Here is a 16712-nt window from a genome sequence, read left to right on the forward strand (position 1 = left end):
CCCGAGCCCGACAACCTCGGCCGCCTCCGCGACGAGGTCCGAACCGAACTCGGCATCAGCGGATAGCCGCACCGCACCCCGCTTTCGAAGCGCGTCGAGCGAATCCGGCACCGACGGGCCGACCGGCTAGACTGAACCCACAACTGAAGACAGGCCGAATGACCCACGCGGGAGAGCCCCGGCGAACGCAGCCGGGCACCGAAGGAGCAAGCCTCCCCGCCAATCTCTCAGGTACGCGTACCGCGCGGTTCCGGCCACTCTGAAAAGCGATCCGTCTCATGTGCGGTTCCGCCGACGGTGAAAACCCCGCCTCCGTGCACGGGTGAAGCTCTCAGGCCCATGACAGAGGGGGAGTTCCGAGGAACGGCGATGCCGCCGTTCCGCCCGACACAGCCCGGGAGAACTCCATGTCCGACCCCCGCTACACCCCGCTGCGCGAACGCCATGAGGCACTCGGCGCGTCGTTCACCGACTTCGGTGGCTGGCAGATGCCGGTGCGTTACACCTCCGACCTCGCCGAGCACCACGCCGTGCGCCAGAACGCGGGGATCTTCGACATCTCGCACATGGCCGAGTTCCTCGTCACGGGCGAGAAGGCGGCCGAGTTCCTCGACTTCGCGCTCGCAGGTCGCATCTCCGCCATGACGGTCGGCAAGGCGAAGTACTCGCTGATGCTGAATGAGAACGGCGGAATCGTCGACGATGTCATCGCGTATCGGCTCGCGGAGGACCGCTACCTCGTCATCGCCAACGCCGGCAACCGTGGCTTCGTGGACTCGGGATTCGCCAAGCGCGTGCGGGACTTTCCGTCGCTCGTCGAGCGGGCGCTTCCGCCGCTGGCTCCGGGGGAGGACCGCACCTTCGCCGGATTCCTGGGCGACCGCGGTGTCGATGTGGAGGATGTGTCCGACCTGTTCGCGCTGCTCGCCGTGCAGGGACCGGCCGCCGAGGCGATTCTCGCTGCGACGCCGGGCATCGACGAGCTGAGCACGCCCTGGGCGGAGCAGAAGTACTACGCCTGGGCGGACGCGCGCTTCCGCGGGGAGCCTCTGCTCATCGCACGCACGGGCTACACCGGGGAGGACGGCTTCGAGCTGCTGGTTCCTGCCGGCGACGCCGCAGCCCTGTGGGACGCTCTGCTGGCTGCCGGCGAACCGCATGGTCTCGTTCCTGCGGGCCTCGCCGCCCGGGACACCTTGCGTCTGGAGGCCGGGATGCCTCTCTACGGCCACGAGCTCAGCACCGACACCCGCCCCTCGCAGGCCGGACTCGGCCGTGTCGTCGTGACGGCGAAGGAGCACTTCGTCGGCAAGGAGGCGCTCTCGTCCTTCGAGGACTCGACAGAGGCATCGGAAGCGCCGGTCCTGGTCGGCCTCGTCGCCGAGGGCAAGCGGGCAGGACGCGCCGGATACGCCGTCGTCGACGAAGACGGATCCGTGCTCGGAGAGATCACGAGCGGCGCTCTCAGCCCGACTCTCGGCCACCCGATCGCGATGGCCTACGTGACCCCATCTTCCGCGGAAGAGGGAACCGCAGTATTCCTTGACGTGCGGGGAACCAAGATCCCCGCGACCGTGACCGCCCTGCCTTTCTATCGGAGGACCAAATGACCGACCTCGCCGCACTCCACTACACCGAAGAGCACGAGTGGATCGCCGCCGACGGCGACACCGTGACCATCGGCATCACCGACTACGCCGCCGAGAAGCTGGGCGACGTCGTGTTCGTCGAGCTCCCCGCCGTCGGCACCGAGGTGACCGCAGATGCGGTCGTCGGCGAGATCGAGTCGACGAAGTCGGTCGGCGAACTCTACGCGCCGGTATCGGGAACCGTCGTCGAGATCAACGACGCGGCCGTCGACGATCCGTCGCTGGTGAACGCCGCGCCCTTCGAGGGCGGCTGGTTGCTCAAGGTCTCCGTCGCAGCCGGTGCGCTGGACGGACTGCTCGACCGCGACGCGTACGTCGCACTCACGGAGGGCTGATTCACCAGTGGTCACTTTCGCCGATCGTCACATCGGACCCACGGATGCCGCGCAGCGCACGATGCTCGCGGCCCTGGGTCTCGACACCCCAGGGGCCGATGGCGCGCTGAGCCCGGTCGAGGCGCTCATGCGCCAGGCCGTGCCCGCGTCGATCTACACCGGGCCGTCGTCCGACTCCCCGGACGCGCCTTCACGCATCCCCTCTGCCGCGAGCGAGACCGAGGCTCTCGCCGAGCTGCGGGTGCTCGCCTCGCGCAACACCGTGAACCGACCCATGATCGGCCTGGGGTACTACGGCACCATCACGCCGCAGGTGATCCAGCGGAACGTGCTGGAGAACCCGTCGTGGTACACGGCCTACACGCCGTACCAGCCGGAGATCTCCCAGGGGCGTCTGGAAGCGCTCATCAACTTCCAGACCATGGTCGCCGAACTCACCGGGCTCACGACGGCCAATGCGTCCATGCTCGACGAGTCGACCGCGGTGGTCGAGGCGATGCTGCTCTCGCGGCGCGCATCGAAGTCGGCGTCGACCGTGTTCGCGGTCGACGCGGATGCGCTCCCGCAGACCAAGGCGATGCTCGCCACGCGCGCGGAAGCTCTCGGTATCGACATCGTCACGGTCGATTTCGCCGCGGGCGAGGAGCTGCCCGCCGACCTGTTCGGTGTCTTCGTGCAGTACCCCGGCGCATCCGGTCGCGTCTGGGACCCGTCGGCCGTGTTCGACGCCGCGCACCTCTCCGGCGCTCTCGCGGTCGCGGCCGCCGATCTGCTCGCTCTCACCCTCATCGCCTCTCCCGGCTCACTAGGCGCCGACGTGGCAGTCGGCACGACCCAGCGCTTCGGCGTGCCGATGGGCTTCGGCGGTCCGCACGCCGGCTACATGGCCGTCCGCTCCGGCCTCGAGCGTCAGCTCCCCGGTCGCCTCGTCGGAGTGTCGGTCGATGCCGACGGCAAGCCCGCGTATCGTCTCTCGCTGCAGACGCGCGAGCAGCACATCCGCCGCGAGAAGGCCACGTCGAACATCTGCACCGCCCAGGTGCTGCTCGCCGTCATGGCGTCGATGTACGCCGTGTACCACGGTCCGGACGGGCTGCGGGAGATCGCGACCCAGACCACGGCGAAGGCGGCGCTGCTGCGTGACTGGCTGACCGAGGCAGGGGTGGAGGTCGTGCACGCGGACTTCTTCGACACCCTGCAGGTGCGCGTGCCCGGTCGTGCGGCGGAGTTCGCCGCTCGGGCCCATGACGATCACGGGATCCTGCTGCACGTCGCCGACGCCGACACGGTCGGCATCGCCGTCGACGAGACCACGACCCTCGGCGAGCTGCACCACGTCACGGCTGTCTTCGGCGGCAAGAACGACCGCGCGTTCGGCATGTTCGGCGGGGACAAGCTGCGGGGGCTCCCGGAAGACCTGCTCCGTCAGGACGAGTACCTCACGCACCCGGTGTTCCACTCGCACCGCTCGGAGACCGCCATGATGCGGTACATGAAGAGTCTCTCCGACCGAGACTACGCACTCGATCGCGGCATGATCCCGCTGGGCTCGTGCACCATGAAGCTCAACGCCGCCACCGAGATGGCTGCCATCACCTGGCCCGAGTTCGCCGGCATCCACCCGTTCGCCCCGGCGTCCGATGTGCAGGGCTACCTCGAGCTCATCGACCAGCTCGAGGGCTGGCTCGCCGAGGTCACCGGTTATGACGCGGTCTCGCTGCAGCCGAACGCCGGTTCGCAGGGTGAGCTCGCGGGTCTCCTCGCCATCCGCGGGTACCACCACGCGAACGGCGACACCCACCGCACCGTGTGCCTCATCCCCTCGTCGGCCCATGGCACGAATGCGGCATCGGCCGTGCTCGCGGGCATGAAGGTCGTCGTGGTCGCGACGGACGAGCTCGGCAACGTCGACCTCGACGACCTGCGCGCGAAGATCGCCCAGCACGCCGACGACCTCTCGGCCCTGATGATCACCTATCCCTCGACGCACGGTGTGTACGAGGAGCAGGTCGTCGAGATCACGGCCGCCGTGCACGACGCAGGCGGACAGGTGTACGTCGACGGGGCCAACCTCAACGCGCTGCTCGGTTACGCGCGCTTCGGTGACCTCGGCGGCGACGTCTCGCACCTCAACCTGCACAAGACCTTCGCCATCCCGCATGGTGGGGGAGGTCCCGGCATCGGTCCGGTGGCGGCGAAGTCGCACCTCGCCCCCTACCTTCCCTCGCACCCGCTCGCACAGCGCGCCGAGCACTTCGGCGGATACACGTTCGATGGCGGTGTGATCTCGGCGGCTCCTTACGGTTCCGCGGGGATCCTGCCGATCTCGTGGGCGTACGTCCGCATGATGGGTGCCGACGGTCTTCGTCGTGCCACGGCGGCAGCCGTGCTCTCCGCCAACTACATGGCCGAGCGTCTGGGCGGCCACTTCCCGGTGCTCTACACGGGGGAGAACGGTCGCGTCGCGCACGAGTGCATCCTCGATCTGCGTCCGCTCAAGGAGGCGACCGGAATCACCGTCGACGACGTGGCCAAGCGCCTCATCGACTACGGCTTCCACGCTCCGACCATGTCGTTCCCCGTCGCGGGCACGCTCATGGTCGAGCCGACGGAGTCGGAGGACCTCGATGAGATCGAGCGCTTCATCGAGGCCATGATCATGATCAAGGCCGAGGCGGAAGCCGTGGCGGCGGGGCGCTGGCCCGCGGACGACAATCCGCTGGTGCATGCACCGCACACCGCGGTATCCCTCATCGCGGGGGAGTGGGAGCACCCCTACACGCGGGAGGAAGCCGCCTACCCCGTCCATGCGCTCGTCGCCGGCAAGTACTGGCCGCCCGTGCGTCGCATCGACCAGGCGTACGGCGACCGGAACCTCGTGTGCGCCTGCCCGCCGGTGGAGGCCTTCGCCTGAGCCGGTGCGCATCTGAGCAGACGGTGTCGCGCTTCCGTGCGGAAGCGCGACACCGTCCTGTGTTTCCCGGTGTTTCCAGGTGTTTCGCGGGTGTTACGGATGGTCACCACTCAGTAACAGTTCGTTAGCTGAAGGCGGCGGGGGGCCAAGCGGCGGGTTACGCTCAGGTATCCCTGCGTGCTCGATGGTGAGCGCGCAGACTCAGCACTGTCCACAGGAGGACGAAAAGTGAAACGAAACAGGATTGCCCTCGCGGGCAGCGCTCTGCTCGTGGTCGGCGCCCTGGCGCTGGCCGGTTGCGCAGGCGGGAACGACTCCGGCGATGAGGGCTCCAAGGGCTCGGCGTCGGCGATCATCTCGGCGAACGGAGGCGAGCCGGAGAACGCGCTGATCCCGACCAACACCAACGAGGTCAACGGCGGCAAGATTCTCGACTCCGTCTTCGCAGGTCTCGCCTTCTACGACGGCGACGGTGCTCTCGTCAACGACATGGCCGAGTCGATCACGGTCGACGCGCCGAACAAGGTCACGGTCAAGCTGAAGGAGGGCAACAAGTTCACCAACGGTGAAGACGTCGTCGCCCACAACTTCATCGACGCGTGGAACTACGGTGCGCAGCTCTCCAACGCGCAACTGAACCAGTCCTGGTTCGCCGACATCGTCGGCTTCAACCCCGACGCAGACTCCGAGCTCACCGGTCTCACCGAGGTCGATGACCAGACCTTCACGATCGACCTGAGCAGTGACGTCGCCTCCGACTTCGTGACCCGCCTCGGCTACTCGGCGTTCTACCCGCTGCCCGATGTCGCCTTCGAGGACATGGACGCCTTCGGCGAGAACCCGATCGGCAACGGCCCGTACATGCTCGCCAAGGAGGGAGCATGGCAGCACGACGTCCAGATCGACCTCGTCAAGAACGATGACTACAAGGGTGAGCGCGTCGCTCAGAACGGCGGCCTGACGCTGAAGTTCTACACGGCTCCCGAGGGCGCGTACGCCGACCTGCTCGGCGGCAACATCGACGTCATCGACCAGATCCCCGAGGCTTCCCTCGCGGTCTTCGAGGACGAGCTCGGCGAGCGGGCGACCAACCAGCCCGCGGCCATCTTCCAGTCGTTCACCATCGGTGGGCAGCTCCCGCACTTCTCGGGCGAAGAGGGCACCCTGCGCCGCCAGGCCATCTCGCTGGCGATCAACCGCGACGAGATCACGAGCAAGATCTTCGCCGACACCCGCACCCCGGCGAGCGACTTCACGACGCCCGTCATCGACGGCTGGAGCGACAGCGTTCCCGGTTCCGACGTCCTGAAGTACGACCCGGAGAAGGCCAAGGAGCTGTGGGCGAAGGCTGACGCCATCTCCCCGTGGTCCGGCACCTTCCAGATCGCGTACAACTCCGATGGTGGACACCAGGTGTGGGTCGACGCGGTCTCGAACTCGCTGAAGAACACGCTCGGCATCGAGGCGTCGGGCGCACCGTACGTCGACCTCGCCACGCTCCGCGCAGCGGTCAACGCGCGTGACGACGCGGGCAAGCGCACGATCCAGACGGCGAACCGTTCCGGATGGCAGGGCGACTACCCCGCCGTCTACAACTTCCTGCAGCCGCTCTACGGCACGGGTGCATCGTCGAACGACGGTGACTACTCGAACCCCGAGGTGGACTCTCTGCTCGCAGAGGGTGCAGCGGCCACGAGCGCGGACGACGCGAACGCGGCTTACGAGAAGGTCCAGGAGATCCTCTTCAACGACCTCCCGGTCATCCCGCTCTGGTACCAGAACTCGATCGGTGGCTTCGGCGACTCGGTCGACAACGTCACCGTCGGCTGGAACTCGGTTCCGCTCTACTACGAGATCACCAAGGCCGAGTAGGCCCTTGGAGTGAACGGCAGCGAGGCGGTGGCGGCGACGTCACCGCCTCGCGTCGTGCACTCCGGCTGACTCCGACTCCACGAAAGGAGCAAGGATGCTCGCCTACACCCTGCGGCGACTTCTTCAGCTGATCCCGGTCTTCTTCGGTGCGACGCTTCTCATCTACGCGCTCGTCTTCCTGATGCCGGGTGACCCGATCGCGGCGCTCTTCGGTGACAAACCGCCGAGCCCGCAGCTGCTCGCCACGATCCGAGCGCAGTACCACCTGGACGACCCGTTCCTCGTCCAGTACTTCTACTACATCACCGGCGTCTTCAAGGGCGACATGGGAACGACGTTCTCCGGTGAGTCCGTGAGCACCGTGCTGGCACGCACGCTCCCCATCACGGGACGTCTGGCCATCATGGCGATCGCGATCGAGTTCACGCTCGCGATCATCATCGGAACGCTCTCCGCGCTCCGCAAGGGCAAGCTGTTCGACCACGCCTCGCTGATCGTCTCGCTCGTCTTCCTGTCGATGCCGATCTTCGTCGTCGCCTTCCTCGCGCAGTACTTCCTCGCGATCAAACTGGGCTGGTTCCGTCCGACCGTCGGTGGCCAGAACGACTGGGGCGATCTGTGGCTTCCCGCCATCGTGCTGGGGCTGAGCCTGTACGCGACCAGCATGCGGCTCATGCGCGGGTCTGTGCTCGACACCCTCAACCAGGACTGGGTGCGCACGGCATACGGCAAGGGGCTGTCACGCAATCGCGTGATCCCCGTGCACGTGCTGCGCAACTCCCTGATCCCGGTGATCACCAACTCGGCGACGAACTTCGGTGTGCTCCTCGTCGGAGCGACCGTGACGGAGTACATCTTCAACATTCCCGGCGTGGGGCAGACCCTGTTCCAGGCGACGTTGAGGCACGAAGGACCGACGATCGTCTCCTTCGTGACGGTGTTCGTCATCATCTACGTTCTCGTCAACCTGCTCGTGGACCTGCTCTACGGGCTGCTCGACCCGAGGATCCGCTATGTCAAGTGACCGTCCCTCCCATTACGTCGCACCGGTGGTGGCCGAACAGCCGCCGACGGATGCCATCAACGTCAAAGGCAAGCCTGCGAGTCTCTGGCGGGACGCGTGGACCGATCTGCGCCGTCGCCCGTCGTTCTGGATCTCGCTCGGCATCGTCGCGCTCATCCTGCTGATGGCCCTGTGGCCGACGCTCTTCACGCAGACGCCTCCGAACAACCAGTGTGAGCTCGGGAACTCCAATGCGGGACCGGCCGCCGGCCATCCCCTCGGCTACACGTTCCAGGGGTGCGACATCTGGTCGCGCATCGTCTGGGGCTCGCGCACATCGATCAGCGTCGGCCTGCTGGCGACGATCATCAGCTCGACTCTCGGTCTGATCATGGGTGCGTTCGCCGGCTACTACGGAGGATGGCTCGATGCCGTGCTCTCCCGCGTCGGCGACATCTTCTTCTCGATCCCCTACATCCTCGCGGCGGTCGTCGTGATGACGGTGTTCGCGCAGTACCGCAACGTCTTCACCCTCGCCCTCGCGATCGGTGGGTTCGCCTGGGCCGCGACGGCGCGTGTCGTCAGGGCGGAAGTGCTCAGAGTGAAACAAGCGGACTTCGTGATGGCGTCGGCCGCGCTGGGGAAGGGGCGTTTCGGCACCCTGCTGTCCCACGTGATCCCGAACGCGTTCGCTCCGCTGCTCGTGCTGGCGACCCTGGCACTGGCCGGCGGTATCGTCGCGGAGGCGACCCTGAGCTTCCTCGGTGTCGGTCTCGGAAGCGACGTCATGTCCTGGGGCAACGACATCAGCCAGGCACAGCGCTCGCTGCGTGTCGCGCCGATGGCACTGATCTATCCGTCGATCGCGCTCACCATCACGGTGCTCGCGTTCATCCTTCTGGGTGAGCTCATCCGAGACGCCCTCGACCCGAGGGCGAGGGCACGCCGATGAGTGAAGCAACGACCCCGCTGCTGAGCGTCCGCGATCTCACGGTCGCGTTCGACACGCAGAACGGCACACGACAGGTCCTGCATGGCATCAGCTTCGATGTCATGGCAGGGGAGACGGTCGCGATCGTCGGCGAGTCCGGTTCGGGCAAGTCGACGGCGGCGACGTCCATCATCAAACTGCTGGCCGGCACCGGAAAGGTCACCGGCGGGAGCATCACCCTGGACGGCGAGGAGCTCACGCACCTCTCCGAGCGGGAGATGGAGCGCATCCGCGGCAAGGCGATCGGCTACGTGCCGCAGGACCCGATGTCGAACCTCAACCCCGTCTGGAGCATCGGCTTCCAGGTCGAGGAGGCGGTCCGTGCCAACGGCCTCGCCCAGGGACGCGCGGCGGTCCGGGCTCGGGCGATCGAGGTGCTCCAGCAGGCGGGGCTCGCTGACGCGGCCAAGCGCCTGCGCCAGTTCCCTCACCAGTTCTCGGGCGGTATGCGCCAGCGAGCGCTCATCGGGATCGGATTGGCCGCGGACCCCCGGCTTCTGATCGCGGACGAGCCCACCTCGGCCCTCGACGTCACGGTGCAGCGCGTCATCCTCGACCACATGGCGAGCCTGACCCGCGACCGCGGAACCTCGATGCTGCTGATCACGCACGACCTCGGTCTCGCTGCCGAGCGCGCGGAGCGCCTGATCGTGATGCAGAACGGGACGATCGTGGAGTCGGGACCGAGCCGGGAGATCCTGCAGAACCCGCAGCATCCGTACACCAAGCGCCTTGTCGCCGCCGCGCCCAGCGTGGCATCCCAGCGCATCCAGGCTGTGGTCGAGGACCGCGGTGTGGAGACGCTCGAGGATCTCGCCGCCATCCCTCCCACGGTGCGAGTGGCCGGCCTCACCAAGGACTACCGCATCCGACAGGGCGGTTTCCGCAGCGAGATGTTCCGCGCCGTAGACGACGTGTCGTTCGAGATCCCGCGCGGGAAGACGCTGGCTCTCGTCGGCGAGTCGGGCTCGGGCAAGTCGACCGTCGCCAAGATGGTCCTCAAGCTGGAGGACCCGACGTCGGGGACGATCGAGATCGACGGCATGGACGTGTCCGGGTTCTCCCGCGCACAGTCCTTCGGTCTGCGCCGGCGCATGCAGCCGGTGTTCCAGGACCCGTACGGTTCTCTGGATCCGTTGCGCAATCTCGAGAACACCATCGCCGAACCGCTCGAGATCCACGGTGTGGGTGATCGCACTTCGCGTCGAGAGCGCGTGCGTGAGCTTCTGGATCAGGTGTCATTGCCGCAGGATCTGGCAACCCGCTACCCGAGCGAGCTGTCGGGTGGACAGCGCCAGCGGGTCGCGATCGCGCGTGCTCTGGCGCTCAAGCCGGACATCGTGGTGCTCGACGAGGCGGTCTCCGCTCTGGACGTGCTCGTCCAGGCGCAGATCCTCAGGCTGCTGGCCGACCTGCAGACGGAGCTGGGCCTCACCTACCTGTTCATCACGCACGACCTCGCGGTGGTGCGTGTCTCGAGCGATCTGGTCTGCGTCATGGAGCGCGGCCGGATCGTCGAGCAGGGCACGGTCGATGAGACCTTCGCGAACCCGAAGCAGGAGTACACGAGCCGTCTGCTCGAAGCGATCCCCGGTGCGTCCATCCCTCTGGGTGGCCTCTGATCGTGGCGATGCCGAACTCTCCCGAGGACGGGCGGACCTTCCGCTCGTCCTCGGGCACGGTCGTCATGGTCGTGAGCCTCGCTCTGGCGGTGTTCCTGCTCGGCGACGCCGTCGTGCGCGGAGGCTGGGGGCAGACGCTGCTCCTCGCACCGTGGGTGCTCCTCGGCCTGTGGATCATCTACGAGATCAGCTTCGTGTCGATGGTCCGCATCAGCGACGACGGGGCACTCGTCCAGAACATGCTGCGGCGCACCGAGTTCGGTTGGCACCGGGTCCGTGACATCGACCTGCAGTGGCAGCTGCGGTTCTCGCTCGACGATGACACGGAGCTCACCTGCTGGGGTGGACCGGCGCACGCGCGTCCGAGACGAAGCAAGATGCGCGACGAGGAAGTGCAAGTCTCCGCGTCGTTGCGCGGCCTGACGGACATCCGCGACCGCTGGCAGGCTGCTGCGGGTCACGCGGCGAGTGCGCCGATCCGTCGCTCCTGGGACGCCAGGGCGCTGTCAGCGCTCGGGATCATCGTCGTGTGGGCGGTCGTCGCCGTGATGATCGCCTCCGCAGGCTGAGATACTTCCCACTTCCCCGCACACGTGCCCCCTGCCGTCTCACGAGGACAGGGGGCACGTCGCAATACGGTTCGGGGCCGGTTCAGGAGTAGGAGAACCAGTACCCCGGCTGGCCGCTGCGGTGCACGCAGGAGCCGACGCTGTAGCCCTCCTGCATGAAGATCCGTCGTTCGGCCTGGCAATAGGACAGATCGGTGAACGGGCCGAACCAGCTGGCGGCCTGCGCTGCAGCGGCCCCGCCGAACACCATTCCCGTGACGAGGACGATGCCTGCGGCCGTTGCGGACAGTTTCTTCTTCATTCGAATCCCCCCGGATTGTCGTACCCACGTCGTCGTGGGTGCCCCGAGCCTAGGGGCGAGGTCCGACGGGTGTCAACGGATCGAGGCGACGGGCTGATGCCCGCCGCCTCGATCCTCGATGATGCTCAGTACGTCTGGAAGTACCAGCCTCCGGTGCCGGGGATGCAGGGGGCGGCCTTCCCCCCGCCCCTGACATAGTCGGTGCGATCGGCGTTACACTGCGCCGCCGACGAGTAGGGCCCGAAAACACTTGCCGATGCGGGCGCGACGCTGAGCAGCGTGATCCCTGCTGCGATGGCGATCGCGGCCCCCGCCTTGGTCATCCTGTTCATCTTCATGAGACTTCCCTCCGTTTTCCGTCGTTGGAAGCCTTCAGGCTAGAGCACTCCGTCAGCGAAGGGGGAGAGCCATCCCACCCGTCGTCACTCAGCCGGGGAGACCGAACAGCTCAGGCCACATCGCCGCGGCCCATGGATACCCGACGAACGCGGCCGCGTCGATCAGGAAGTGCGCGACGAGGAAGGGCATCAGCCGCCCGCTGCGGTGATACAGCCAGCCGAAGAGCAGCCCCATCGCGAGGTTGCCGACGAACGCCGGGTATCCCTGGTACAGGTGGTAGCTCGCCCGCAGGACCGAAGTGGAGATGATGATCGTCCACGGACTCCACCCGAGTTGTCGCAGCCGTGTGAAGAGGTATCCGAGCACCACGAACTCCTCCTGCAGGGAAGCGCGGGCCGCCGCGAGCAGGAGAACCGGAACGGTCCACCAATACGCGTCTATCCCGGCAGGATCGATGGCCACGGTCAGTCCGAGCGCCCGGCCGGCGAGATAGAGACCGAGGCCGGGGATGCCGATCGCGAGCACGAGCAGGATGCCGCGGCCTGCATCCTTCGCGACACCGGTGCCGTCCAGCCCCAGTCGCGCCAGATGCGGACGTCGCGACTGCCACAGCAGGAAACACACCAGCACGACGGGGACGAGCGAGAACCCGATCGCGAGCACCTGGTAGACGAGGTCGAAGATCTCCCTGTCGCTCCGAGACGGGTTGAGCTTCGCCACCTGATCGGCGATCGGCACGTCGTCCGTGAGGCGGTAGGCCAGCTGGACGATCGCGTAGACCGCCGACTGGCCGAGACCCAGCGCCAGGACGATCGCGATCTCCCACCACAGTCGAGCACGGGAGGGGGCGGGGGAGAGGTCGGGGAGGTCCCACGGAGCCTGTGGTCGGGTCACGATCTCGATGCTACGACCTGCTTTTCAGGAACCGGCCCCGAGCTTGCGTTATCCTGGAACGTCGGCTTCCCGGCGAAACCCCACATCTTTTAGGACACCTGCATGGCGCACGCCCTCCGTTCTGACCTCCGCAACGTCGCAATCGTGGCGCACGTCGACCACGGCAAGACCACTCTCGTCGACGCCATGCTGCGTCAGACGGGTTCCTTCGGCGAACACGCTCACGTCGATGAGCGCGCCATGGACTCGAACGACCTGGAACGTGAGAAGGGCATCACGATCCTCGCCAAGAACACGGCGATCACCTACAAGGGCAAGCACGCCGGCGGCAAGGAGATCACGATCAACGTGATCGACACCCCCGGCCACGCCGACTTCGGTGGCGAGGTCGAGCGCGGCCTGTCGATGGTCGACGGCGTCGTGCTGCTCGTCGACGCCAGCGAGGGTCCGCTGCCGCAGACCCGCTTCGTGCTGCGCAAGGCTCTCGAGGCCAAGCTGCCCGTCATCCTCCTGGTCAACAAGACCGACCGTCCTGACGCGCGCATCGCCGAGGTCGAGGAAGAGGCGCACGACCTGCTGCTGGGTCTCGCCTCCGACCTGGTCGACGACGTGCCCGACCTCGACGTCGACGCTCTTCTCGACGTGCCGGTGGTCTACGCCTCCGGTCGTGCCGGCGCCGCCTCGCAGAACCGTCCCGCCGACGGCACGCTTCCGGACAACGACGACCTCGAGCCGCTCTTCGAAGCCATCCTCGAACACGTGCCGGCGCCGGAGTACGACGACGAGCACCCGCTGCAGGCCTGGGTCACGAACCTCGACTCCAGCCCGTTCCTCGGCCGTCTCGCCCTGCTCCGCATCTTCAACGGCACCCTCAAGAAGGGGCAGACCGTCGCCTGGGTGCGCGCTGACGGCACGCACCAGAATGCGCGTGTCACCGAGCTCCTGAAGACGCGTGCACTCGAGCGCTACCCTGCCGAGTCCGCGGGCCCCGGTGACATCGTCGCCATCGCCGGCTTCGAGAACATCACGATCGGCGAGACCATCGCCGACCCCGAGGACGTCCGTCCGCTTCCGGCCATCACGGTCGACGACCCCGCCATCTCCATGACGATCGGCACCAACACCTCGCCGCTCATGGGCAAGGTCAAGGGGCACAAGCTCACGGCTCGCATGGTCAAGGACCGTCTCGACAAGGAGCTCATCGGCAACGTCTCGCTCAAGGTCGTCGACATCGGACGCCCGGATGCCTGGGAGGTGCAGGGTCGTGGAGAACTGGCCCTCGCCATCCTCGTCGAGAACATGCGTCGCGAGGGCTTCGAACTCACCGTCGGCAAGCCGCAGGTGGTCACGAAGAAGATCGACGGCAAGACCTACGAGCCGTTCGAGCACCTCACGATCGACACTCCGGAGGAGCACCTCGGCGCGATCACGCAGCTGCTCGCGAACCGCAAGGGTCGCATGGAGAACATGACCAACCACGGCACCGGCTGGGTGCGCATGGAGTTCATCGTCCCGTCGCGCGGCCTCATCGGCTTCCGCAGCGAGTTCCTGACCACGACCCGCGGCACCGGTATCGCGAATGCGATCTCGCACGGCTACGAGCCGTGGGCCGGCTCCATCACGACGCGTCAGAACGGCTCGATCGTCGCTGACCGTCAGGGTGTCGTCACCCCGTTCGCGATGATCGCTCTGCAGGAGCGCATGTCGTTCTTCGTGCAGCCCACGCAGGAGGTCTACGAGGGCATGGTCATCGGCGAGAACTCGCGCGCCGACGACATGGATGTGAACATCACCAAGGAGAAGAAGCTCACCAACATGCGAGCAGCGAGCTCCGACACCTTCGAGTCGATGACGCCTCCGCGCCAGCTGACGCTGGAGGAGAGCCTCGAGTTCGCCCGCGACGACGAGTGCGTCGAGGTGACCCCCGAGGTCGTGCGCATCCGCAAGGTGAACCTCGACGCGAACACGCGTGCACGCGAGACCGCGCGCCTGAAGCGCCAGGACGCGAGCGTCTGAGAACAGCCTCGGACACGCTCCGAGTGAGAGGGCCCCGTGCCGCCGAAAGGCGTGCGCGGGGCCCTCTTCTCATGTAAATCCCAGGTGAGGGATTGTTTTCGTTCAGGTTCATCGTTCAGAGTGGTTCACTTGCGCCTGGGACGAGCTCCCGATGAGTCTCCTTAAAGGGCGTACGACAACCCGAAAGTCGAACCCAATGCTTCAGAAGACCCGTGCGCTTCGGCGCGCCTCCGCGGCGGCATCAGCCCGTAACGCGGCCCACCGTCCCATGACCATCCTCGGCGTCGCATCGGCGACGCTGGTCGGCATCACGCTGAGCGTCGGTCTGGCCTCCACCCCCGCGGTGGGAGCCATGAGCCCTGCTGCGGCCGTCACCGCACCCGCACTGGCGGGCGCTCAGCCGCTGGCAGAGATCGCGGAGGATGCCTCCGCCACTCTGGCACAGGCGAAGGACGCGGTCACCGCAGCCGAGACCCTGAGCGCTGAGGTCGCCGCCGCCGGCCTCGATGTGGGAGCAGTGACTTCCGTCGACACCTCCGATCTCGAAAGCGACATCGAGAAGCTCGATGACACCGAGGTGACGCCGGTGCTGCTCGTAGGCGTCCTCGCCGACAAGGCGCAGGATGAGACCGCGAGCGTGGTCGCCGACACCGCGGAGCTGCGCGGGGCGCTGACCGCCGCCCAGCAGAAGCAGGCCGAGGAGGAGGCAGCGCGGGTCGCAGCGGAGCAGGCGGCGGCCCAGGCCGCCGCGGAACAGCAGGCCGCAGCCGCGCTGGCTGCAGCGAACACTCCCGAGGGGGCGAAGGCGGCCGCACAGCAGATCATGTCGAGCACGTACGGATGGGGCGGTGACCAGTTCTCCTGCCTGAACTCCCTGTGGAACAAGGAGTCCGGCTGGAACTACAAGGCGTACAACCCCAGCGGTGCCACCGGCATCCCGCAGGCGCTCCCCGGAAGCAAGATGGCGTCCGCCGGCTCCGACTGGCAGACGAACGCGGCCACGCAGGTCGCGTGGGGTCTCGGGTACATCTCGTCGGTGTACGGCACCCCCTGCAGCGCATGGTCGCACTCCCAGGCGATGAACTGGTACTGATCCCCTCCGCAACGCTGCACATGCTCTAGGTGAAGGCGGTCGTCGAGCGCTACGGTGACTCTGACGGCTGGGGGACGTCACGGATCCGAGGAGGAGATGTGCTCGACCCCGCAGCATGGCACGGCGTCCCGCAGGAGGCGTCCACCGGCGCGCTGCCGGGGTGGGACCGCGTCGAGGAGGTGGTGCGCGATGCTCACGCCCGCTACGCCGACGAGCGCCGCGGGAGCGTCGCGGACTACATCCCGGTGCTCGCGGAGGTCGATCCGGAGCTGTTCGGTCTGGCGGTGATCGAGGTCGGCGGCGGGCTGCACGACGCCGGTGATGCGTTGCATCCGTTCTCGATCCAGTCGATCTCGAAGATGTTCGTGTACGCCCTGGCCATCCAGGAGCACGGCCATGAGCGCGTGCGCGAAATCGTCGGGGTGAACAACACCGGCCTGGCGTTCAACTCCGTGATGGCGCTGGAGCTCAACGACGGCCACCCGATGAACCCCATGGTCAACGCGGGGGCGATCGCCACGACAGCGCTCATGCCCGGTGCGACACCCGTGGAGCAGTGGGAGCGGATGCGGGAGGGGCTCTCGGCGTTCGCCGGCCGGCCGCTGAGCCTCGACGGCGTCGTGTACGCCTCGGAGGCCGCGACCAACGACCGCAACCGTGCTCTCGGACGCCTGCTGCGCAGCTACGGGCGACTCGCGGGTGACCCGGACGAGGTGGTCGATGTGTACACGCGCCAGTGCGCGCTCGGGGTCACGGCTCACGACCTCGCGGTCATGGGCGCCACGCTCGCCGACGGGGGAGTGAATCCCGTCACGGGCGAGCGGGTCGTCCCGGCGGACGTGTGCCGCGACACGCTCGCGGTCGTCGCATCGACGGGCCTCTACGAACGCTCCGGCGACTGGCTGTTCGAGATCGGACTCCCCGCGAAGTCCGGAGTCGCGGGAGGCATCGTCGCCATCGCGCCGGGAAAGGGCGCTGTCGCGGGGTTCTCTCCTCGACTCGACGAGGCGGGCAACTCCGTCCGCTCGCAGATGGCCATCGGCTACCTGTCGCGGGCGCTCGGGCTGAACCTGTTCGCCTCGTCGGCCGTCCCCCATCCTGCGTCTTCTCCCGC

14 protein-coding genes and 2 riboswitches are annotated in these 16712 nt (G+C 67.2%); of the genes, 11 read left to right on the forward strand and 3 right to left on the reverse strand.

The genetic code is table 11. The features are described from left to right. Positions 1–158: 158 nt before the first annotated feature. A riboswitch (glycine riboswitch) is annotated at positions 159–253 on the forward strand. 1 nt (position 254) lies between these two features. Next, positions 255–353, forward strand: a riboswitch (glycine riboswitch). 54 nt (positions 354–407) lie between these two features. From AX744_RS03795 to AX744_RS03830, 8 genes are all read left to right on the forward strand, one after another. After that, a complete protein-coding gene (locus AX744_RS03795) occupies positions 408–1610 on the forward strand; it encodes a glycine cleavage system aminomethyltransferase GcvT (RefSeq protein WP_061015444.1) in 1203 nt (400 codons plus the stop codon). Then, complete coding sequence (gcvH, locus tag AX744_RS03800; RefSeq protein ID WP_061015445.1) at positions 1607–1984, forward strand: glycine cleavage system protein GcvH; 378 nt, start codon at positions 1607–1609, stop codon at positions 1982–1984. The genes AX744_RS03795 and gcvH overlap by 4 nt, the downstream gene beginning before the upstream one ends. A 61-nt stretch (positions 1985–2045) precedes the next feature. Then, positions 2046–4898: an aminomethyl-transferring glycine dehydrogenase gene (gene gcvP / locus AX744_RS03805; protein WP_061015449.1), complete on the forward strand. Its 2853-nt coding sequence runs from the start codon at positions 2046–2048 to the stop codon at positions 4896–4898. 228 nt (positions 4899–5126) lie between these two features. Further along, positions 5127–6770, forward strand: a complete 1644-nt coding sequence (locus tag AX744_RS03810) for a peptide ABC transporter substrate-binding protein (protein ID WP_046749582.1) — start codon at positions 5127–5129, stop codon at positions 6768–6770. A 94-nt stretch (positions 6771–6864) separates the two neighbouring features. Next, positions 6865–7794: an ABC transporter permease gene (locus AX744_RS03815; protein WP_046749581.1), complete on the forward strand. Its 930-nt coding sequence runs from the start codon at positions 6865–6867 to the stop codon at positions 7792–7794. Next, a complete protein-coding gene (locus AX744_RS03820; RefSeq protein ID WP_046749580.1) occupies positions 7784–8725 on the forward strand; it encodes an ABC transporter permease in 942 nt (313 codons plus the stop codon). Before AX744_RS03815 ends, AX744_RS03820 begins: the two co-directional genes overlap by 11 nt. Continuing rightward, on the forward strand, positions 8722–10386 hold the full coding sequence (locus AX744_RS03825) for a dipeptide ABC transporter ATP-binding protein (protein ID WP_046749579.1): 1665 nt from the start codon (positions 8722–8724) through the stop codon (positions 10384–10386). The genes AX744_RS03820 and AX744_RS03825 overlap by 4 nt, the downstream gene beginning before the upstream one ends. 8 nt (positions 10387–10394) lie before the next feature. Next, positions 10395–10955 (forward strand): PH domain-containing protein, encoded by a 561-nt coding sequence (locus AX744_RS03830; protein ID WP_113681686.1) that lies wholly within the window; start codon positions 10395–10397, stop codon positions 10953–10955. 82 nt (positions 10956–11037) lie between these two features. On the opposite strand, the gene AX744_RS03835 is transcribed toward AX744_RS03830, so the two are convergent. The 3 genes from AX744_RS03835 to AX744_RS03845 all read right to left on the reverse strand — a co-directional run bounded on the left by AX744_RS03835 (position 11038) and on the right by AX744_RS03845 (position 12489). Then, positions 11038–11256, reverse strand: coding sequence for a hypothetical protein (locus AX744_RS03835; RefSeq protein ID WP_046749578.1), 219 nt, complete (start codon positions 11254–11256; stop codon positions 11038–11040). 125 nt (positions 11257–11381) lie between these two features. Then, complete coding sequence (locus AX744_RS03840; protein WP_046749577.1) at positions 11382–11594, reverse strand: hypothetical protein; 213 nt, start codon at positions 11592–11594, stop codon at positions 11382–11384. A gap of 88 nt (positions 11595–11682) precedes the next feature. Continuing rightward, complete coding sequence (locus AX744_RS03845; RefSeq protein ID WP_061015447.1) at positions 11683–12489, reverse strand: CPBP family intramembrane glutamic endopeptidase; 807 nt, start codon at positions 12487–12489, stop codon at positions 11683–11685. 102 nt (positions 12490–12591) lie between these two features. On the opposite strand from AX744_RS03845, the gene typA reads away from it, so the two are divergent. The 3 genes from typA to glsA all read left to right on the forward strand — a co-directional run. Next, positions 12592–14505, forward strand: a complete 1914-nt coding sequence (gene typA, locus AX744_RS03850) for a translational GTPase TypA (protein WP_046749575.1) — start codon at positions 12592–12594, stop codon at positions 14503–14505. Positions 14506–14701: 196 nt separating this feature from the next. Further along, positions 14702–15598: a hypothetical protein gene (locus AX744_RS03855; protein WP_052748831.1), complete on the forward strand. Its 897-nt coding sequence runs from the start codon at positions 14702–14704 to the stop codon at positions 15596–15598. A 98-nt stretch (positions 15599–15696) separates the two neighbouring features. After that, positions 15697–16712, forward strand: a 1016-nt coding sequence (gene glsA / locus AX744_RS03860; RefSeq protein WP_061015448.1) for a glutaminase A, incomplete at its 3' end; no start/stop codon positions are given.

Source organism: Microbacterium sp. CCH5-D1 (assembly GCF_001557335.1).
Taxonomy (GTDB): Bacteria; Actinomycetota; Actinomycetes; order Actinomycetales; family Microbacteriaceae; genus Microbacterium; species Microbacterium oxydans.